At 74.1% G+C, this 18,617-nt stretch carries 17 protein-coding genes and 2 pseudogenes; 13 read left to right on the top strand and 6 right to left on the bottom strand.

The window, feature by feature from the left end; translation table 11 throughout:
* Positions 1-17: 17 nt before the first annotated feature.
* Entirely contained in the window at positions 18-2,156 is a 2,139-nt protein-coding gene (locus ABTY20_RS17580; RefSeq protein ID WP_351997896.1) for a S9 family peptidase, read from the bottom strand.
* Positions 2,157-2,341: 185 nt separating this feature from the next.
* Here ABTY20_RS17580 and ABTY20_RS17575 point away from each other — a divergent pair, with 185 nt between their 5' ends.
* Positions 2,342-2,536 (top strand): hypothetical protein, encoded by a 195-nt coding sequence (locus ABTY20_RS17575; RefSeq protein WP_030220198.1) that lies wholly within the window; start codon positions 2,342-2,344, stop codon positions 2,534-2,536.
* A 280-nt stretch (positions 2,537-2,816) separates the two neighbouring features.
* Positions 2,817-4,256: an amidase gene (locus ABTY20_RS17570; protein WP_351997895.1), complete on the top strand. Its 1,440-nt coding sequence runs from the start codon at positions 2,817-2,819 to the stop codon at positions 4,254-4,256.
* 27 nt (positions 4,257-4,283) lie between these two features.
* Here ABTY20_RS17570 and ABTY20_RS35380 read toward each other — a convergent pair.
* Positions 4,284-4,400, bottom strand: a pseudogene (locus ABTY20_RS35380) (DUF397 domain-containing protein); the annotation flags it as partial.
* Here ABTY20_RS35380 and ABTY20_RS17560 point away from each other — a divergent pair.
* The 7 genes and pseudogenes from ABTY20_RS17560 to ABTY20_RS17525 all read left to right on the top strand — a co-directional run bounded on the left by ABTY20_RS17560 (position 4,362) and on the right by ABTY20_RS17525 (position 11,034).
* Positions 4,362-4,787, top strand: a complete 426-nt coding sequence (locus ABTY20_RS17560) for an ATP-binding protein (RefSeq protein WP_502991829.1) — start codon at positions 4,362-4,364, stop codon at positions 4,785-4,787. The pseudogene ABTY20_RS35380 and the gene ABTY20_RS17560 overlap by 39 nt on opposite strands.
* 228 nt (positions 4,788-5,015) lie before the next feature.
* Positions 5,016-5,854 (top strand): annotated as a pseudogene (locus ABTY20_RS17555) (helix-turn-helix domain-containing protein); the annotation flags it as partial.
* A gap of 326 nt (positions 5,855-6,180) precedes the next feature.
* Complete coding sequence (locus tag ABTY20_RS17545; protein WP_351997894.1) at positions 6,181-6,654, top strand: nuclear transport factor 2 family protein; 474 nt, start codon at positions 6,181-6,183, stop codon at positions 6,652-6,654.
* A 64-nt stretch (positions 6,655-6,718) separates the two neighbouring features.
* Positions 6,719-7,264 (top strand): TetR/AcrR family transcriptional regulator, encoded by a 546-nt coding sequence (locus tag ABTY20_RS17540; protein ID WP_351997893.1) that lies wholly within the window; start codon positions 6,719-6,721, stop codon positions 7,262-7,264.
* Positions 7,265-7,350: 86 nt separating this feature from the next.
* Positions 7,351-8,208 carry an N-acetyl-1-D-myo-inositol-2-amino-2-deoxy-alpha-D-glucopyranoside deacetylase gene (gene mshB, locus ABTY20_RS17535; RefSeq protein ID WP_351997892.1) on the top strand — a complete coding sequence of 286 codons (858 nt, stop codon included), beginning with the start codon at positions 7,351-7,353 and terminating at the stop codon, positions 8,206-8,208.
* Positions 8,205-8,618 carry a DUF6113 family protein gene (locus ABTY20_RS17530; RefSeq protein WP_351997891.1) on the top strand — a complete coding sequence of 138 codons (414 nt, stop codon included), beginning with the start codon at positions 8,205-8,207 and terminating at the stop codon, positions 8,616-8,618. The genes mshB and ABTY20_RS17530 overlap by 4 nt, the downstream gene beginning before the upstream one ends.
* A 193-nt stretch (positions 8,619-8,811) precedes the next feature.
* A complete protein-coding gene (locus ABTY20_RS17525) occupies positions 8,812-11,034 on the top strand; it encodes a hypothetical protein (RefSeq protein WP_351997890.1) in 2,223 nt (740 codons plus the stop codon).
* A gap of 218 nt (positions 11,035-11,252) precedes the next feature.
* Here the strand turns inward: ABTY20_RS17525 and ABTY20_RS17520 are convergent, their stop codons facing one another.
* Together ABTY20_RS17520 and ABTY20_RS17515 are read right to left on the bottom strand one after the other, a co-directional pair.
* Positions 11,253-12,104 carry a transglutaminase family protein gene (locus ABTY20_RS17520; protein WP_351997889.1) on the bottom strand — a complete coding sequence of 284 codons (852 nt, stop codon included), beginning with the start codon at positions 12,102-12,104 and terminating at the stop codon, positions 11,253-11,255.
* 17 nt (positions 12,105-12,121) lie between these two features.
* Positions 12,122-13,231, bottom strand: a complete 1,110-nt coding sequence (locus tag ABTY20_RS17515) for a GNAT family N-acetyltransferase (RefSeq protein WP_351997888.1) — start codon at positions 13,229-13,231, stop codon at positions 12,122-12,124.
* Positions 13,232-13,371: 140 nt separating this feature from the next.
* Between ABTY20_RS17515 and fdxA the strand changes: the two genes are divergently transcribed.
* Together fdxA and ABTY20_RS17505 are read left to right on the top strand one after the other, a co-directional pair.
* Positions 13,372-13,689: a ferredoxin gene (fdxA, locus tag ABTY20_RS17510; protein ID WP_004926152.1), complete on the top strand. Its 318-nt coding sequence runs from the start codon at positions 13,372-13,374 to the stop codon at positions 13,687-13,689.
* 120 nt (positions 13,690-13,809) lie between these two features.
* Positions 13,810-14,907: a bifunctional succinyldiaminopimelate transaminase/glutamate-prephenate aminotransferase gene (locus ABTY20_RS17505; RefSeq protein ID WP_351997927.1), complete on the top strand. Its 1,098-nt coding sequence runs from the start codon at positions 13,810-13,812 to the stop codon at positions 14,905-14,907.
* A gap of 134 nt (positions 14,908-15,041) precedes the next feature.
* On the opposite strand, the gene ABTY20_RS17500 is transcribed toward ABTY20_RS17505, so the two are convergent.
* Both ABTY20_RS17500 and ABTY20_RS17495 read right to left on the bottom strand, forming a co-directional pair.
* Positions 15,042-15,344: an ATP-binding protein gene (locus tag ABTY20_RS17500; RefSeq protein WP_502991827.1), complete on the bottom strand. Its 303-nt coding sequence runs from the start codon at positions 15,342-15,344 to the stop codon at positions 15,042-15,044.
* A 170-nt stretch (positions 15,345-15,514) separates the two neighbouring features.
* Positions 15,515-16,498 carry a heavy metal transporter gene (locus ABTY20_RS17495; protein ID WP_351997887.1) on the bottom strand — a complete coding sequence of 328 codons (984 nt, stop codon included), beginning with the start codon at positions 16,496-16,498 and terminating at the stop codon, positions 15,515-15,517.
* Positions 16,499-16,581: 83 nt separating this feature from the next.
* Between ABTY20_RS17495 and dapE the strand changes: the two genes are divergently transcribed.
* Both dapE and ABTY20_RS17485 read left to right on the top strand, forming a co-directional pair.
* Positions 16,582-17,661 (top strand): succinyl-diaminopimelate desuccinylase, encoded by a 1,080-nt coding sequence (gene dapE, locus ABTY20_RS17490; protein WP_351997886.1) that lies wholly within the window; start codon positions 16,582-16,584, stop codon positions 17,659-17,661.
* 108 nt (positions 17,662-17,769) lie between these two features.
* The gene (locus ABTY20_RS17485) at positions 17,770-18,528 is read left to right on the top strand and encodes an LOG family protein (protein WP_351997885.1); all 759 of its coding nucleotides are present in this window, start codon (positions 17,770-17,772) and stop codon (positions 18,526-18,528) included.
* The last annotated feature ends 89 nt before the right edge of the window (positions 18,529-18,617 follow it).

Raw genomic sequence — 18,617 nt, 5'->3', positions numbered from 1 at the left:
ACGGGATTGCCCGTGCGTTAACGCGGTCCGTCCCCGTGCGGGAGCCCCAGCGAGCGCTTGAGGAAGCCGAGTTGGAGGCGGAGCAGGTTCTCGGCGACCTCTTCCTGCGGGGTCATGTGGGTGACGCCGGACAGGGGCAGCACCTCGTGCGGGCGGCCGGCCGCCAGCAGGGCGGAGGAGAGGCGCAGTGAGTGGGCGACCACCACGTTGTCGTCCGCGAGGCCGTGGATGATCATCATCGGGCGGTGCGGTCCGGAGGCGTCGACCAGGCCCGTGTCGTCGATCACCGAGTTGCGGCGGTAGACCTCCGGCTGCTCGTCCGGGTGGCCGATGTAGCGCTCCTGGTAGTGGGTGTCGTACAGACGCAGGTCGGTGACCGGGGCGCCCACCACCGCCGCGTGGAAGACGTCGGGGCGGCGCAGCGCGGCGAGGGCCGCCAGGTAGCCGCCGAAGGACCAGCCCCGGACGGCGACCCGGTCCAGGTCGAGCGGGAAGTCGGCGGCGAGCGCCTGAAGGGCGTCCACCTGGTCCTGGACGACGACGGCGGCGATGTCGTCCTTGACGGCCTTCTCCCAGGCGGGCGAGCGGCCCGGCGTCCCGCGCCCGTCCGCGACGATCACCGCGAACCCCTGGTCGGCGAACCACTGCGAGGTCAGGTGCGGGTTGTGGGCGGCGAGCACCCGCTGCCCGTGCGGGCCGCCGTAGGGGTCCATGAGCACCGGCAGGGGGGTGTCACCGGCGTAGTCCCGGGGCATAAGCACGGCGCACGGAATACGGCGTGCGCCCCCCTGTGTCAGCGTCACCCGGGGGGACATACCGGGGTCTTCGGCGTACGAGCGGACAGTGGCCGTCGGTTTCCCGTCACGCAGGACCCGGGCCCGTGAACCTGGCCGGTCCGGGGTGGCGGAGACGAGGACGGTCACGCCCCCGGCGCGCACCGCCGTGTGCACGCCGGGCTCCTGCGAGACGCGCTCCACGCCGAGCTCGTTCACCCGGTAGACGTGCACCTCGCCGATCTCCGGGACGGCCGCCTCCTCGCCCGCCGACGCCGCGACCAGCACGTCGTCGTCGGAGACGTCCAGTACGGCGCGAAGGTGCAACTGCCCTCCGGTGAGCGGTCGTTCACCGACGGCGAGGCGTCGCGCACCCCCCTCGTCCGCGATCCGCACCAGCTGCCCGGAGGGGCTCCAGCACGGCACCCCGGGGAAAAGTTCCAGCCAATTCGGGTCTTCGTCGGCGTGCACCATCCGGGTCGCCCCGGAGTCCGGGTCCACGGCCAGGATCAGTGCGGCGCGCTGGTCGCGCGCCTGGACGAGCAGCAGCGGGGCACCCGCCGCTGACCAGTGCACATGCGCCAGGTACGGGAAGCGCGCACGGTCCCAGGAGACCTCGGTGCGCGTCCCGTCGAGGCCGATCGCGAACAGCCGGACGTCCGCGTTCGGGGTGCCCGCCGCCGGGTACGCCACCCGCTGCGGCTCCCGCTCCGGATGCGCCGGGTCGGAGATCCACCAGCGCCGCACCGGCGTGTCGTCCACGCGCGCCACCAGCAGCCGGTCCGACTCCGGGGCCCACCAGAAGCCCCGTGAGCGGCCCATCTCCTCGGCCGCGACGAACTCGGCCAGACCGTAGGTGACGCCCTCCGACTCCGGGGCCGCCAGCGCCCGGTCGTCCGCCCCCTCGGCCCCCACGACCCGCAGCGCGCCCCGGGAGACGTAGGCGACGTGCCGCCCGTCCGGCGACGGACGCGGGTCGATCACCGGCCCCGAAGCGGGCAGTTCGCGTGCCGTCCCGGCCCGCAGCTCGGCCGTGAAAAGCCGCCCTGACAAGGCGAAAGACGCCAGCTCGACGGCCGCGTCGGTGGCGTAGCCGACGATGCCGGCACCACCCTCGCGGCTCCGCTCGCGCCGCGCCCGCTCCTCGGCGGAGAGCCTCTCCGAGGTCCCGCCCAGAAGGGCGCGCGGATCGGCCGCCACGCGCTCCCCGCCCCCTTCCGTATCGAGGACCCAGAGCGAATTGGCCCGGTCCGTACCGGAACCGGAGCGCAGGAACACGACACGCGAGCCGTCGGGGGCCACGCTGAACGAACGCGGCGCGCCGAGCGTGAAGCGCAGGGTGCGGGCGTGCCGTCGGGGGAAGGAGTCGGTCTCGGTCGTCATGCCCTGACCATATTGGCCATGCGCCCCCTTGTGCGGCTGTGCGCCGACCGATGCGCACGTACGGATAGTTATGATCGTTAGCGCATAGTGGGTATGAACCTGCTGGCTGCTGTCTGGCTCTCCCTGCCCCCATGTTCCTACGTCCCCCTACCCCCGCGCTCTGGGACCTTTGGAGGTGAACCGCCGTGGCACTCTCGATTTCGGCGGTGGTGCTGCTGGCGATCATCGTCTTCCTGCTGATCAAGAAGTCGGGTCTGAAGGCAGGGCACGCGGTCGTGTGCATGCTGCTCGGCTTCTACCTCGCCTCGTCGACGATGGCGCCCACGATCAGCGAGCTGACGACCAACATCGCGGGGATGATCGGCAGCATCAACTTCTGAGCCCCCGTCTTCCGGCCGGGCCCCGAGGCACGTCCCGGGGCCCAGCCGGAGTCCACGTCCCGCCCGTCCTCCCGCGCCGGACTCCACGAGCTCCGGGCCGGCGGCGCCGACGGGCGGACGCGTGCTGCCGTCGCCCGGCCGGTACGGGTGCAGGGGCCGGCCGCCGACGGCCCCGGGGGCGGGTGAACCTCCCGGATCGCGCCGGTCGACCCCTCGCGTGTTACCCGCCGGTAAGCAATGATGGCGGGGCCATTCATCCACGCGCAGGGCGGAGCCGACGGTGACGACTTCCGAGGAACAGAGCGAGGAACGCAGCGAGGCGCGGACGCGGGTGCACGTCTTCCGGGACGACGCCCTCGGCGACCACGACGCGGTCGGCCTCGCCCGTGCGATCCGCCGGGGCGAGGTCGGCGCCGCCGAGGCCGCCCGCGACGCGGCGGCCCGGGTCAGGGCGGTGGAGTCCCGGCTGAACGCCGTCCAGGTCCACCTCGACCTCCCGGCCCACGGCTCCGCGCCCGCCGGCGCCTTCGCCGGGGTGCCGACCTTCGTCAAGGACAACACCGACTACCGGGGGCTGCCCACCGGACACGGCAGCGCCGCCTTCGCGCCCCGGGCGGCCCGCCGGCACGCCCCGTTCACCCGCCAGTTCCTGAGCACCGGCGTCACGGTCCTCGGCAAGACGCGGCTGCCCGAGTTCGGGTTCAGCCCCACCACGGAGTACGAGGGCGCCGAGCCCGTCCGCAACCCGTGGCACACGGACCACTCGGCGGGCGGCTCCTCCGGCGGCAGCGCGGCGCTCGTCGCGGCCGGGGCGGTGCCGATCGCCCACGCCAACGACGGCGGCGGCTCGATCCGCATCCCCGCCGCCGCCTGCGGCCTCGTCGGCCTGAAGCCGACCCGCGGCCGGGTGGTGGCCAACGCGCAGGGCCGCCGGCTCCCCATCGACCTCGTCACCGACGGCGTGGTGAGCCGCTCGGTGCGCGACAGCGCGGCGTTCCTCGCCGCCGCGGAACAGCACTGGCGGAACCCGAAGCTGCCGCCCGTGGGCCTCGTCGAGGGCCCTGCGGACCGCCGTCTGCGCGTCGGCCTCCTGGTGGACTCCCCGAACGGCGTCCGGGTCGACGCCGACACCCGGGCGGCCGTCACGGAGACGGCCGAGCGGCTCGAACGGCTCGGTCACACCGTGGAACCGGTGGGACTCTCCATCGACCCGCACTTCACCGACGACTTCCTCACCTACTGGGGCATGCTGTCGTTCCTGCTCGGCGCCACCGGCAGGACGCTGGGCGCGGACTTCGACCGGCGCCGCATGGACGGCCTGAGCCGGGGCCTGCGCGAGACGTACGTGCGGAAGTGGAAGCGGACGCCGGGCGTGGTGCGCAGGCTGAAGCGCACGCGGGAGGCGTACGCGGCGGGCTTCCGGGGCCTCGACGTGATCCTCTCCCCGGTCCTGGCCCACACCACCCCGCCGATCGGCCACCTCAACCCGGCCGTCCCCTACGCCACGCTGGTCGAGCGCATCCTCGCCTACGTGGCGTTCACCCCGGTCAACAACGTCGTCGGCACCCCGTCGATCTCCGTACCGGCCGCGAGCGCGACGGCGGACGGCCTCCCCATCGGCGTCATGGTCTCCGGCCGCCCCGGCGCGGAGCGCACCCTGCTGGAGCTGGCGTTCGAACTGGAGGCGGACCGGCCGTTCCGCCGGCTCCAGGACGTCTGAGGAGGAGGGGCGGGGTCGGCCCTCGACCGCGTACGGCAGGAAGCCGGCCCACGCGGCGGGGGCGAAGGCCGGCCGGGGGTCCACGACGTTCTTCGAGTCACGGACGTGGACCGCACCGGGTACGGCGGCGACCTCGACGCAGGAGTCGGTGCCCGCCTCGCCCGCCTGCTCGCAGCGGACACGCTCCGGAGCTGGGGACTCCCGCACGAGCGGGCGAGCCACGTCGTCGCCGAACCGGCCGCCAACGCGGCCACCCACGGCCGCCTCCCCGGCCGCAGCTTCCGCCTCACGCTCTACGTGGTCGGCACCACGCTCCGCATCGAGGGCACCGGCACGCGCGGTGACCGGATGCCCGCGCCCCAGGCACCCGACGTCATGGCCGAGTCGGGCCGGGGCCTGCTGCTCGTCGAGGCGCCGGCCGACCGCTGGGGGGTGGCCGAAGGGCGGTTCCCGCGCAAGACCGTCTGGGCCGAACTGGGCTTCACACCACCGGAACCCGCGTCCTCGCGCTCCGGTGCCGTCGGCGACTGAAGGACAAAGAACTCCGGGGGAAAGCACCCCCACCGAACCCCACCCCTCCCGCCCGTGGTCCGCACTCACTCGGGCGGGTGAACATCCTCGAACCGGCTGGATTTCGCGACCCCCGAGGGCCGACGCTCAGCGCAACGCACCACCACAACCGCAGACATGAGACGGCCCCCGCCGGGACGGGCAATCCCAGTGCGAGGGCCTGACCACCGAGGAAGAGGAAGCTTCCCGATGGGTACCCAGAACCCTGGCGTGCCCCCGCACGCCCAGGCCCGCCTTGCGGGCAACAAGCACCCGAACCGGGGCCACCGCGCCACCGGCGGGCTCCAGCACGACACCACCCGCCACACCGCCCGCTTCACGGTGATCGGCAACCACCTCGCCCAGCACCGCGAGCTCTCGCTGCTCGCCATCGGGCTCGCCACGCACCTCCAGTCGCTGCCGAAGGGCGCCCCCGCCGACATCAAGACCCTCGCCGCCCGTTTCCCCGAAGGCGCCACCCGTATCGCCGCCGCCCTGCGCGAACTGGAGACCCACGGCTACCTGCGCCGCGAATGCGTCCGCACCTCCACCGGCCGCATCGTGACCCGCACGATCTCGTGCAACCAGCCGGCGGCGGCCCGCCGCCCCGCCGGGCGCCCTCCCGAACGACAGTCACATCGCAGCTGCAGTTGCAGGAGGTCTGCGAGGAGCGCGCCCCGCGCGGGACGCGTGAGCAACGAGCACCCCGCAAACCCCTCCCCGCCGTGCCCCGCCTCGAGTGCAATGTCCCCGCGTTGTTCCGGGCCGCCGCCGACCTCCTCGCGGACCTCCACCGCCACGAGCCCCGGCTGCTCCTCTCCACCGCCGACACGGCCCACCTGACCCGCGGCGTCGCCGCCTGGCTGGAGCGGGACGTCACCCCCGCCGCCGTGCGCCATGCCCTGACCGCCGACCTGCCGTCCGAGGGTGTACGACGCACTGCTGGGGATCCCGACCTACGCGATCTTCGACCCCCGTACCGGAACCGGCGCCGTCCTCACCGACCTCCACTCGACCCCGGACGGCCCCCGCTACGCGGTGCGCAAGGACTTCGTCTACGGCGAGGACGTCACCATCGGCGAGCGGACCACCTCCACGAGCGGCCTGCCGTGCCTACCAGGACGACGGCGGGGAAGGGGACGAGCCGTGACGGGTCTGCCCTTCCCGAAGGCGTCAGGCATCGCTTGACGCGCCGGATGAAAGTGATCTATTACCTACGTCAAGTCGAGTGTGCTGAGGCCGAGCAGGCGCGGTGCACGAGATGAGCCCTCCATTCGTAGAGGTGGAGGGCCACTTTTTGAGCCAGTGAGTAAGCGGTCAACCGCTTACTTGCTGGCTCGCCCGCTGATCACCACCCCAGAAAGCGACCCCCGTCATGACAGACACCGCTTCCACCCCGCGCAGCGCCGACGCCGTCCGGGCCGCCGCCCGGCAGGCGTTCCTGGACCACCTCGACCTCCTGACCGCCGGCCGGGTCGAGGAATGGGTCGAGCTCTTCACCGAGGACGGGGTGTTGGAGTTCCCGTACGCCCCGAAGGGCTACACCACCCGGCTCGAGGGCAGGGAGGAGATGCTCGCCCACATCAGGAACTTCCCCAAGGCCTTCCGCCTGAAGATGGTCGACGTGCGCATCCACGAGACCGTCGACCCCACGCTGGTCATCGCGGAGCTCAGGTCCGAGGGCGTCGCGCTGGAGACCGGCCGCCCCTACGACCAGTCGTACATCTCGGTGGTCGAGACCGTGGACGGCAGGATCAGCCGCTACGTCGACTACTGGAACCCGCTGATCGCCATGGAGGCCCTCGGCGGCAGCACCGACGACATGGTCGCGGCGTTCGGCAACGGCTGAGCGCGTCCGCGCCGGGCCGCTCCGGTGGTTTGACGCGCTTCCATGTGAGTGGTTGATTGCTTTCATGGAAACCAGGACGCGACAGCGCTCCACCGCCGACGAGCGCCGGGCCACGGTCATGCGCACGGCCATCAAGACGTTCGCCGCGCGGGGCTACTACGGAACCTCGACGACGGACGTCGCCAAGGCCGCGGGCATCTCGCAGGGGTACCTGTACCGGCTGTTCAAGGACAAGGAGACGCTCTTCGTCGCCCTGGTCGACCACTGCTCGGACCGCCTGCGCGAGTCCGTCGCCGCCGCGGCGGCGACGGTGCGGAGCACCGACCCGCAGGCGGTCGTGCGGGCGCTGGCCGCCTCGTACGACGAGGTCATCGCCGACCGGGACGTGCTGATGATCCTCATGCACGCCCAGGGCTGCGCCGGTGAGCCCGGCATCGGCGAGGCCGTGCGCAGGTGCTACGCCCAGCAGGTCGAGTACGTCCGCGCCGTCTCCGGCGCCTCCGAGGAGCAGATCCGCCGCTACTTCGCGGACGCCCTGCTCAGCAACGTCCTGGTGGCGATCGACGCCACCGCCGTCGACGCCCCCTGGGCGCGCACGCTGCGCGGCTAGGGGGTTCGCCCCCTGGGCGCGCGGTGGGTCCGCCGGCCATGGGGTGGCGCGGGCGGGGAGGGGCCCACGCCTCATAGGCTGGCCCCATGACGGAACTCCCCGACCGGCGTCTGCTGCTGGTGCACGCCCACCCGGACGACGAGTCGATCAACAACGGCGCGACCATGGCCCGGTACGCCGCCGAGGGCGCCCACGTGACGCTGGTCACCTGCACGCTCGGCGAGCGGGGCGAGGTCATCCCGCCCGAGCTGAGGCACCTGAGCGGGGCCGCCCTCGGCGGGCACCGGCTCGGGGAGCTGAAGGACGCGATGCGCGCGCTCGGGGTCACGGACTTCCGGCTGCTCGGCGGTGCCGGGCGGTACTGCGACTCCGGGATGACGGGGCTGCCCGACAACGACGACCCCGGCTGCTTCTGGCAGGCCGACGTCGAGCGGGCGGCGGGACTGCTCGCCGAGGTGATCCTGGAGGTCCGGCCGCAGGTCCTCGTCACCTACGACGACGACGGCGGCTACGGCCACCCCGACCACGTCCAGGCCCACCGCGTCGCCATGCGCGCCGTCGAGCTCGCCGCCGGACAGGGCTGGGACGTCCCCAAGGTCTACTGGAACCGGGTGCCCCGCTCCGTCGCCGAGGAGGCCTTCGCGCGCCTCGCCGAAGACCTGCCCGGCCTGCCCTTCGACAAGGCGGCCGGTGTCGGCGACGTACCGGGCGTCGTCGACGACGGTCGGGTCACCACCGCGGTCGACGGCACCGCGTACGCCGCCGCCAAGGCCGCCGCGATGCGGGCGCACGCCACCCAGATCACCGTGGCCGAACCGTACTTCGCGCTCTCCAACGAACTCGCCCAGCCGCTCCTCACCACCGAGTACTACGAGCTGGTCCGCGGCGAACGCCCCGAGGGGCGGGAGGGCGACCTGTTCGCCGGCATCGGGGAGGCGTCGTGAGCGACCGGCCGTCCTCCGCGCTCGCCCAGCCGCTGCGGCCGCCCTCCGCCGGACGGGTCGTGGCCTGCCTCGGGCTGTTCCTGCTCGGCGCCGTGGTCGGGGTGGCCGGGGCGCTGGTGCAGCCCGCCTGGTTCCCCGGCGGGCTGCTGCTCGCCCTGGCCGGTGTGGCCGGCCTGGTCCTGGGGGCCACCCGCGCCCTGCGCAGCCGGGCCGGGGGAGTCTGGGCCGCCGGCGGCTGGATGCTCGTCGTCGTCCTGCTCACCGCCAGCCGTCCGGAGGGCGACTTCATGTTCGCCGCGGGAGGCGGCTCCTACCTCTTCCTCCTCGGCGGCATCACCGTGGCTGTGATCTGCGCCACCCTGGCTCCCCGGCGGCAACCGGACGGCCCTCCCGTCCGACTTGGCAAGTGACGTACTACTTCGCCGTGTCATGGGCGTGCGGGTCCGGTGTGGGTTTCCCCGGCGGTACTGGGATACGGGCCGGATGTGGCCAGTAAGGTGGTGCGCGCCGCCGAGCCTCCCTCGAACCCTCGGCTCGCCCGAGCTGGGAGGACCCCCACCGTGAGGTCGTGACGGGCGGCGGAGCCAACCGGGAGAACCTGCCTTGAGTCGTGAAACTGACACCCCGTCCTCCGGGCCCAACGGGCGCGGCGGAGCCGCCTACCCGTCGGGCACCCCGCCCTACGGGATCCCGGCGATTCCGGACGAGGGAACGGACGCGGGCCGCTCGGCCGCGCGGCCGGAGGAACGCAAGACCGAGACCACGCTGACGACGCGGATCCGCATCAACATCCCCGGGTCCCGGCCCATTCCGCCGGTCGTCGTGCGCAAGCCCGTCACGGACGCGGAGAGCAAGAGCACCACCGACGCCGAGGCGTCGTCCCCGGCTCCGGCCCCGTCCGCCGACGCGGTCGAGCCTCCCGACCGGCCCGAGCGGCCGGCGGCGGAGGAGAAGCCGGCCAGTGACTGGTTCGCGCCGCGCAAGTCGGCCGCGGGCAAGGGCGGTCCGTCCGGCGGCTCCGCCAACGGCGCGGGTGCGCCGGGCGGTTCGGGCCCCGCCGCGGGCGCTGCCCCGCAGGCTCCCGCCGGCGCGCGGCCGGGCGCCGGGCGTCCCGGCGGCGTCGTCGGTTCCATGGGCGCGCCGGGCGCCAAGGGGACCGGGCCCACCGGCGCGACCGGCGGGCCCGTGGCCCCCGGGCACGGTGGCGGCACCGGCTCGTTCGACGTGACCGAGGCGCTGTCCGGCGGGCCGGCGGGCGCCGGAAACCGTCCGGGCGCCGAGCGGGGCGGTGAGCCGCGCCGCGACGACCTGCCGTTCTTCCCGGACGAGGCTCCGGACGGCCGCGACGGGGCGCGACCGGGCCAGGCCCCCCTGCCCGGCCGGCCCGGCCCCGGCGGACGGCCGGGTCCCGCGGGTCCGACCACCGGACCGGCGACCGGCTCGAGCCCGGTCGCCCCCCGGGAGGGCAAGGGCCCCGGCGCTCCCGCCGTTCCCGGTGGTTCCGGCCTCCCCGCCCTCCCGGTGCGTCCCGGCGCCCAGCCGGGCCAGGGCGCTCCCGCGCGCCCCGGCGCCCGGACGGACCAGGGCGCTCCCGGCGGCTTCGCCGGCCAGGGCGGACGGCCCGGCGCCCCCGGCGGCGGTCTGAGCGACGACACCGCGATCCTCACCCCGCAGAAGCCCGCCGCGCCGGGCGCCCCGGGCCACGGTCCCCGTCGCGACAACGTCTCCGGGCACACCGTCACCAGCGGCATCCCGGTCGTCCCGCCGGGCGCGGACTTCACCGCGGGCGACGGCCCGGCCGGCGGCCCGCGGGCGCACACGGCCCCGAAGCTGCCCGAGCCGGTCTCCCCGCCCCCGGCGAGTTCCTCGAAGCCGGCGAAGAAGAAGGGGCGCAACAAGCTCGTCCTGCTCTGCGGCTGCGTGGTCCTCCTCGCCGGTGTCGCCTACGGCGCCGGGCTGCTGATGAACCGCTCCGACGTCCCGAAGGGCACCACCGTGCTCGGCGTCGACATCGGCGGCGGCACCCGCGACGAGGCCGTCAAGAAGCTCGACGCCGCCCTCGACGACCGGCTGGACCAGCCGCTGGAGCTGTCGGTCGACGGCAGGACCGTCGAACTGGAGCCGGAGAACGCGGGCCTGCAGTTCGACACCGACGCCACCGTCGGAGCGGCCACCGGCAGCGACTACAACCCGGTCAACGTCATCGGCTCCCTCATCGGCAACCAGCGCGTCGTCGAGCCGGTCATGCCCGTCGACGAGGAGAAGCTGCAGGCCGCCCTGGAGGACGCCGCCGGCGGCTCCGGCTCGGTCACCGAGGGCTCGATCACCTTCAAGTCCGGCAAGGCCGTCCCGGTCTACCCCGAGGGCGGCCAGGGCATCGACGTGGCCAAGGCGACCGACGTGGTGGCCGAGGCGTACCGCACCCAGGTCGAGACCGGGAAGGCCGCCGCGGTGGAGGTCCCGACCTCCGCCCAGCAGCCGAAGGTCACCAAGGCCGAGGTCGACCGGATGATGAAGGAGTTCGCCGAGCCGGCGATGTCGGCCAACGTGACCGTGCAGACCGACGCGGCGCACTCGGTCCCGATGAGCCCCGAGAACTCGCTGTGGAAGTTCCTCAGGGTGGAGGCCGTCAACGGCAAGCTGGTCGACAAGCCCGACCTGAAGGCCCTGGAAGGGCTCTACGGCCAGGCGTTCGACGGTGTCCTCATCACCCGGGGCAACGGCGAGAAGACGCCGGTCACCCCCCAGGACGTCTACGGCGCCCTCCGCCAGGCGCTGATCAGCAAGACCGACCGGATCGCGGTCATCGAGACCGACCCGAGCTGAGCGCGGGCGCTGCTGCCGGGCCGGGCCCGGCCCGGCGGAAGCGCCGGTGAACGGCCCGGGCCCGCCCCGCGGAACCGGACGGCACCCGTGGGCCCGGGCCCACGGGTGCCGTTCTCACACCGGCCCGCACCGCTGCGGTGAGGAGGCCATGGAGCTCCGGGAACGGCTTCCCGGGAACGCCCCACGGCGCCGACCGCGCGCCCCGGGCCGGCGGGCGTTCAGTTGAGCATCGCGCGAGCGGCGCGGGCCTCCCCCCGCACCTGCGCGGCGGCACCCTCGTCCACCGCCGCGACCACCTCCGCATACGCCTCCAGCTCCCCGGCCCCCGCCGCGAACTCCCCCCGCTGCACCAGCAACCGCGCCCGCTCGTACCGCAACCGCGCCGGATGGGAGGGAAGCAGCAGCGACAGCTCCACCGCCCACAACCCCACCCCCGAGTGCTCGGGCCGCGCCGCCGACCACGCCCGGACGTTGTTGAGCACCCGCAGGACGACGTCCAGGGTGTCGGCCGGCGCCAGCATCGACGTGTCCAGCGGCGCCCCCGTGGCCCCGGCGACCAGCAGCTCCGCGTCGGCCCCGGTCAGCACCCGCCCCCCGTCGAAGGGATCCGCGAGCACCTGCCCCTCCGCCTCCCCGAACCCGACGACGAAGTGCCCCGGCAGGGCCACCCCGTACACCGGCGCGCCCGCCCGGCGGGCCACCTCCAGCCACACCACCGACAGCAGGATCGGCAGCCCGCGCCGCCGCCGCAGCACCTCGTGCAGCAGCGACGACTCCAGCCGCCGGTAGTCGCCGGGAACGCCGTGGAAGCCGTACCGCTCGCCCAGCAGCCCCCGCAGCGCCAGCGCCCACGCGCGCGGCGACCCGGGGCGGTAGGGCAGCTCCCCGGCCAGCCGGTCCAGCTCCACCTGCGCGGCGTCCATGCCCGCCTCGTCCAGCGCACCGTCCGCCGCCGCGCCGACCAGCAGGCACAGCGTGGACAGGTCCGGCCGCTCGCAGCGGGCCTCCTCGGCGAACCGCCGGCGCAGTTCGGCGGAGCGCCCGGGCGGCGGGGGATGCGGAGCGCGCATACCCGGTTCGTGCCCGCTCACGGTGCTCCGTCACCTGCCGGAGCCGACGATTCCGGGGCGCGGTGGTGGTGGTACGCGTGGTGCGCGGCGAAGCCCATGCGGTCGTACAGCGCCCGTGCCCCCGCGTTGTCGTCCTCCACCTGGAGCCAGGCCGCCGAGGCGCCCTCGTCCAGCGCCCGCCGGGCCAGCGCGGCCATCACGGCCGTCGCCAGCCCCTGCCGTCGCCGCGCCGGGTCCACCTCGACCGCCGCGAACCCGGCCCACCGTCCGTCCACGACGCACCGCCCGATCGCGGCCGGCACGCCCGCGTCGCCCGGCACCGTGGCGAACCACACCGAGGGACCGCTCCCCAGCACCCGCAGCGCCACCTCGCCCACGCCCTTGCGCCGGTACCGGGCCAGCCACGCCTCGTCGGCCTCCCGCGCCAGCACGACCCCGGACGGCTCCCCGCCCAGGTCGGCCACCGGCGCCAACGGACCCGTCCACAGTTCGGCGGTCACCTCCCGCACCCAGCCCCGCCGCTCCAGCTCCGCGCAGAGCAGCTCCTGCGTGCCCTCGGCGCCGGTCGCGGTCTGGACGTACGCGGGCAGCCCCCGCGCCGCGTACCAGTCGCGCACGGCCGTCAGCGCCTCGTCCAGCGGCACGCCCGGGTCGCCGAGCGGCAGCACGGAGTTGGCCCGCCGGGTGAAGCCCACCCGGCGTCCGGCCACCGCCTCCCCGGGGCGCTCCCCCGGAGCCGGATGCCCGGGGGGACCCCCCTCGCGCGGCACCTCCCCGACGGCGGCCCGCAGCTCCCACTCGCCCAGCCGCTCGCTCTCCACGGGCCGCCACGCCCGCGCGCAGACCCGCGCCAGCTCCTGGTACGAGGCCGCGGGGCCGCGCCGACGCGCCGGAGCGGGCGGCGCCACCTTGCCCGCGACCAGCGCGGACTCCGCGATGCGGACGCTCTCCCCGCTCTTCCTTGTGATCCGCAGCACACCGCTGTCCCATGATGTGAGAACACCGACCGTGTCGGTGAACTTCTCACCGGAGGGACCATGTGCGATCAAGCTCCGTACGGAGACCCGTTTCCCCACGTCAGCAGTGGTGATGCGGACCTCGAGGCGCCCGGCGGCAGAGATTTCCACAGGTCAGTTCACCCCTCCTGTTCGGATCATGCCCAGGAACGGAGATACTAGGGGCGGGCATCGACGACGCCGCGCTCCCGCGCGCCAGGCGGCGGAGCCTGAGGAGGCCCGCCAGCGCCCTATCGAGGAGGAACGACAGCGTGACCTACGTCATCGCGCAGCCTTGTGTCGACGTGAAGGACAAGGCGTGCATCGAGGAGTGCCCGGTCGACTGCATCTACGAGGGCCAGCGGTCCTTGTACATCCACCCGGACGAATGCGTCGACTGTGGTGCCTGTGAGCCGGTCTGCCCGGTCGAGGCGATCTTCTACGAGGACGACACTCCCGAGGAGTGGAAGGACTACTACAAGGCGAACGTCGAGTTCTTCGACGAGCTCGGCTCGCCCGGCGGCGCCAGCAAGCTCGGCCTGATCGAGCGGGACCACCCGTTCATCGCCGCGCTGCCGCCGCAGGCGTAGCCGCCCCGCCGGAAGCGGCCCCGCCGCATCGACGTGCCGCCCCGGCCCCGTACGGCCCGATCCTCCCGATCGCCGTGCGGGGCCCGGGCGTCCGCCGGACCAGAAAGTGAGCCCGTGCCCGTGTCCGCAGTCTCCGACCGGTTGCCCACCTTCCCCTGGGACAAGCTGGAGCCCTACAAGAAGGCGGCCGCCGCGCACCCCGACGGCATCGTCGACCTCTCGGTCGGCACGCCCGTCGACCCGGTGCCCGAGCCGATCCAGAAGGCCCTGATCGCCGCGGCGGACTCCCCGGGCTACCCCACGGTCTGGGGCACCCCGGAACTGCGCGACGCGCTCACCCGCTGGACGGAGCGCCGGCTGGGCGCCCGCGGGGTCACCCACCACCACGTCCTGCCGGTCGTCGGCTCCAAGGAACTAGTCGCCTGGCTCCCCACCCAGCTCGGACTCGGCCCCGGCGACAAGGTCGCCTTCCCGCGCCTGGCCTACCCGACGTACGAGGTGGGCGCCCGTCTCGCCCGCGCGGACCACGTGGCGTACGACGACCCGACCGAGCTGGACCCCACGGGCCTGAAGCTGCTCTGGCTGAACTCCCCGTCCAACCCGACGGGCCGGGTGCTGTCCAAGGAGGAGCTGACCCGGACCGTCGCCTGGGCCCGCGAGCACGGCGTGCTCGTCCTCTCCGACGAGTGCTACCTCGAGCTCGGCTGGGAGGCCGACCCGGTCTCGGTGCTGCACCCCGACGTCAACGGCGGGTCGTACGACGGCATCGTCTCGGTCCACTCCCTGTCCAAGCGCTCCAACCTGGCCGGCTACCGCGCCGCGTTCCTGGCCGGCGACCCGGCGGTCCTCGGCCCGCTGCTGCAGATCCGCAAGCACGGCGGGATGATGACCTCCGCGCCGACGCAGGCGGCCGTGGTGGCGGCCCTGGGCGACGACGAGCACGTCCGCGTCCAGCGCGAGCGCTACGCGGCCCGCCGCACCGCCCTGCGCGAGGCCCTGCTCGCCCACGGCTTCCGCATCGAGCACAGCGAGGCCAGCCTCTACCTGTGGGCCACGCGGGACGAGTCCTGCTGGGACACGGTCGCCCACCTCGCCGACCGGGGCATCCTGGTCGCCCCCGGCGACTTCTACGGTCCGGCGGGCGGGAACTTCGTCCGCGTGGCGTTCACGGCGACGGACGAACGCGTCCGCGCCGCGGTGACCCGCCTGACCACCTGACCCCGCCCCCCGGCAGGCCACCCCGCCCGCCCCGCCCCCCGGACGGCGGCTCCCGGGCACACGCGAACGCGACGGGGCCCGGGAAAGACCCCGGGCCCCATCGCCGTGACGGAAAGCCGGCCGCAGGCCGGCCCTCAGCCGACCCGCAGCCCCTTCACCGGCGCACCCTTGGCGAGGGACCCGGCGGTCTTCTTCACGGCCTTGTCGGCGCCCGGCGCCATCCTCTCGGCGCCGCCCGTGGCCTTCGTGACGTCCTTCGCCACGTGGTTCGCGGTGCCGCCGGTGGCCCCGTCCAGCGCGGTCGGCCCGCCGACGTTCGGGGCGGCCGGCAGCTCGGGAGCCGCGCTCGCGGAACCGGCCGCACCGATCCCGGCGGCCGCTCCCGCGGCGACGATCAGTGCGGCACGGGCGATCCGACGGGTCAGGGGGAGGGACATGATGCTCCTTCGACGGGAGGGAACGGTGACGCCGTGACTACCGTCCGACCCCCGGGAAGGTTGCGGCGGGGAAACGCAAAGAGTGGGTAATACGTCGCATTATCGGCCGTACATGACGCCTGCGGGTGACCCCCCGCACGCCTGCACGGCCGTGCTCCCGCGCCGCTGCGCTACGGCATGGTCGTGACGGTGACGACCCCCGCGTCGTCGTCCGAGCCCTCGGAGTTCCTGCCGTCCACCGTCCGCCACCGGCTGTCGGTGTGCCCGGCCCTCCACTCCCGCCCCGCGTACGACACCCGCTCTATGTGCAGCCCGGAGGCGTTGGCCACGGCCCAGTGGGCCAGCTGCCAGCCACGCGGACCGGCGTCGGTACCCTCCCCGGCGGTGACCGGGAGCCGCACCGTCCGCCGGTCGGAGGCGCCGGAGCCACCGGACTGTGCCGGGGCGCCCGCCGAGGACGAGGGCGCCGCGTCCACCTCCGCGCCGGCCGGCTCCAGCGCGTCCCGTCCGAAGTCCCGGACCAGCGCCTCGCGCACCGCGTCCGCCCCCGCCCTCGGCGTCGCCGCCGGACGGCCCTCACAGGTGAGCGTCGCCGCCGAACGCCCGGTGAGGGCGGCGGCCAGCAGCGCGGCGTCCGGCTCGTGCTTGGCGTACGCCTGCGGGAAGCCGCTGCGCTGCACCCGCTGCGCGGCGACGGTGAGCGGCAGCCGGGTGTAGCCCGGCACCTCCTCCAGGTGCTCGTAGAACTTCCCCGCCGCGTACGCCGGGTCCATGATCTCCTTCGGCGTGCCCCAGCCCTGCGAGGGACGCTGCTGGAACAGGCCCAGCGAGTCACGGTCGCCGTGGTCGATGTTGCGCAGCGCCGACTCCTGCAGCGCGGTCGCCAGCGCGATCGTCACCGCCCGCTCGGGCAGTTCGCGCGCCGTGCCCACGGCGGTGATCGTCGCCGCGTTCACCGCCTGCTCGGGCGTGAACTCGTACGTCGCCCCGTCGCCCTTGCCGGACACCACCGTGCAGCCGGGGCCGCTCCTGCGGCCGGTGTCGTACTGCACCACCACGTATCCGGCGACCGCGGACAGCACCACGAGGGCCGCACTCCAACGGGCGAGACGGCCACGACGCGTGCGCTTGGAAGGAAGGGACGGCTCTGGCACGCGTACAAGGTACTGGAGAGTACGGTTCCTTGTGACCCGGGTGCGGGCAGTGGGCCGCGGCCCGTGGCGCTAGGGTCGTCGGCATGGCCGACACCCCGCTTGACCTCACACTGGACGCCGCGCGCCTGACCGCACAGCTCGTCGACTTCCCGTCCGAGAGCGGCACCGAGGAGCCGCTCGCGGACGCGATCGAGAACGCGCTGCGCGCCCTGCCGCACCTCACGGTCGACCGGTACGGCAACAACGTCGTGGCCCGGACCCGGCTGGGGCGCCCGGAGCGGGTGATCCTCGCCGGTCACATCGACACGGTCCCGATCGCGGACAACGTCCCCTCCCGGCTCGACGACGACGGCGTGCTCTGGGGCTGCGGCACCTGCGACATGAAGGCGGGCGTGGCCGTCCAGCTGCGCATCGCGGCCACCGTCCCCGAGCCCAACCGCGACCTGACGTTCGTCTTCTACGACAACGAGGAGGTCGCCGCCGACCTCAACGGGCTCAAGCACGTCGCCGAGGCGCACCCCGAATGGCTGGAGGGCGACTTCGCGGTGCTCCTCGAGCCCTCCGACGGGCAGGTGGAGGGCGGCTGCCAGGGCACGCTGCGGGTCCTGCTGAGGACCACGGGCGAGCGCGCCCACTCCGCACGCGGCTGGATGGGCTCCAACGCGATCCACGCGGCCGCCCCGATCCTCGCCCGCCTGGCCGCCTACGAACCGCGCCGCCCGGTGATCGACGGGCTGGAGTACCGCGAGGGCCTGAACGCGGTCGGCGTCTCCGGGGGAGTGGCCGGCAACGTCATCCCCGACGAGTGCGTCGTCACCGTGAACTTCCGCTACGCCCCCGACCGCAGCGAGGAGGAGGCCCTGGCCCACGTCCGCGAGGTCTTCGCCGACTGCGGGGTGAGCGAGTTCGTCGTGGACGACCACAGCGGCGCGGCGCTGCCCGGCCTGTCCCACCCGGCGGCGGCGGCCTTCATCGAGGCGGTGGGCGGCACCCCGCAGCCCAAGTACGGCTGGACGGACGTCGCGCGCTTCTCGTCGCTGGGCGTCCCGGCGGTCAACTACGGCCCCGGCGACCCCCACCTGGCGCACAAGCGGGACGAGCGCGTGGACACCGCGAAGATCCTCGCGGGGGAGGAGCGGCTGCGGTCCTGGCTGACGGAGTGACGCGCACCGGGTTTGCGCCGCTGCGTACCGGACATGCTCAGGTCCCTCGTGCGTAACCCCCGTGGATCTACGCTGAGGCGGTACGACCAGCGAACGGAGGGAGCGCACATGGCTACCGGCAACCCCGTGGGGAAGCAGCAGCCGCCGGAGGAGAAGCGCCTGGGGCCGGTCCTCCGCCGGCGGGGCCAGGTGCAGGCGAGCACCACCGACCAGCGGCTGCTGGACGAGCGGGCGCCCACGGACTGGGTGCACACCGACCCCTGGCGGGTGCTGCGCATCCAGTCGGAGTTCGTCGAGGGCTTCGGCACGCTCGCCGAACTCCCGCCCGCCATCAGCGTCTTCGGATCGGCGCGCACACCGGTGGACTCGTGGGAGTACGAGGCCGGCGTCCGGCTGGGCCGGGGCCTGGTCGAGGCGGGCTTCGCGGTGATCACCGGTGGCGGCCCGGGGGCGATGGAGGCGGCCAACAAGGGCGCGCTCGAGGCGCAGGGCACGTCGGTCGGCCTGGGCATCGAGCTGCCCTTCGAACAGGGGCTGAACCCCTACGTCGACATCGGCCTGAACTTCCGGTACTTCTTCGTCCGCAAGATGATGTTCGTGAAGTACGCCCAGGGCTTCGTGGTCCTGCCCGGCGGACTCGGCACCCTGGACGAACTCTTCGAGGCCCTGACCCTCGTCCAGACCCAGAAGGTCACCCGCTTCCCCATCGTCCTGTTCGGCACGGAGTACTGGGGCGGCCTGGTCGACTGGCTCCGCCACACGGTCATCGCCCAGGGCAAGGCGGCGGAGAAGGACCTCCTCCTGTTCCACGTCACGGACGACGTGGAGGAGGCGGTGGCCCTGGTCTCGAAGGAGGCGGGCCGCTAGGGCCTCTCGTTTGGATCATGTCGGCGTCGCGGGGCTTGGCACGCGCATCTGCCGCGTTGTCGTCAGTTGCCAACGCTCCGCGTTGGCGC

Source organism: Streptomyces sp. NPDC126497 (assembly GCF_040302425.1).
Taxonomy (GTDB): Bacteria; Actinomycetota; Actinomycetes; order Streptomycetales; family Streptomycetaceae; genus Streptomyces.
Note: the sequence above shows the minus strand (reverse complement) of the source record. Positions and strands in the feature narration are given on the sequence as shown.

What these genes read in the sequence shown, in the direction of transcription:
- ABTY20_RS17545 (WP_351997894.1), top strand. Translation starts at nt 6,181, where the DNA reads ATGACAGACACCGCTTCCACCCCGCGCAGCGCCGACGCCGTCCGGGCC.
- ABTY20_RS17540 (WP_351997893.1), top strand. Translation starts at nt 6,719, where the DNA reads ATGGAAACCAGGACGCGACAGCGCTCCACCGCCGACGAGCGCCGGGCC.
- ABTY20_RS17500 (WP_502991827.1), bottom strand. Translation starts at nt 15,344, where the DNA reads ATGTCCCTCCCCCTGACCCGTCGGATCGCCCGTGCCGCACTGATCGTC.
- mshB (WP_351997892.1), top strand. Translation starts at nt 7,351, where the DNA reads ATGACGGAACTCCCCGACCGGCGTCTGCTGCTGGTGCACGCCCACCCG.
- ABTY20_RS17520 (WP_351997889.1), bottom strand. Translation starts at nt 12,104, where the DNA reads ATGCGCGCTCCGCATCCCCCGCCGCCCGGGCGCTCCGCCGAACTGCGC.
- ABTY20_RS17485 (WP_351997885.1), top strand. Translation starts at nt 17,770, where the DNA reads ATGGCTACCGGCAACCCCGTGGGGAAGCAGCAGCCGCCGGAGGAGAAG.
- dapE (WP_351997886.1), top strand. Translation starts at nt 16,582, where the DNA reads ATGGCCGACACCCCGCTTGACCTCACACTGGACGCCGCGCGCCTGACC.
- ABTY20_RS17580 (WP_351997896.1), bottom strand. Translation starts at nt 2,156, where the DNA reads ATGACGACCGAGACCGACTCCTTCCCCCGACGGCACGCCCGCACCCTG.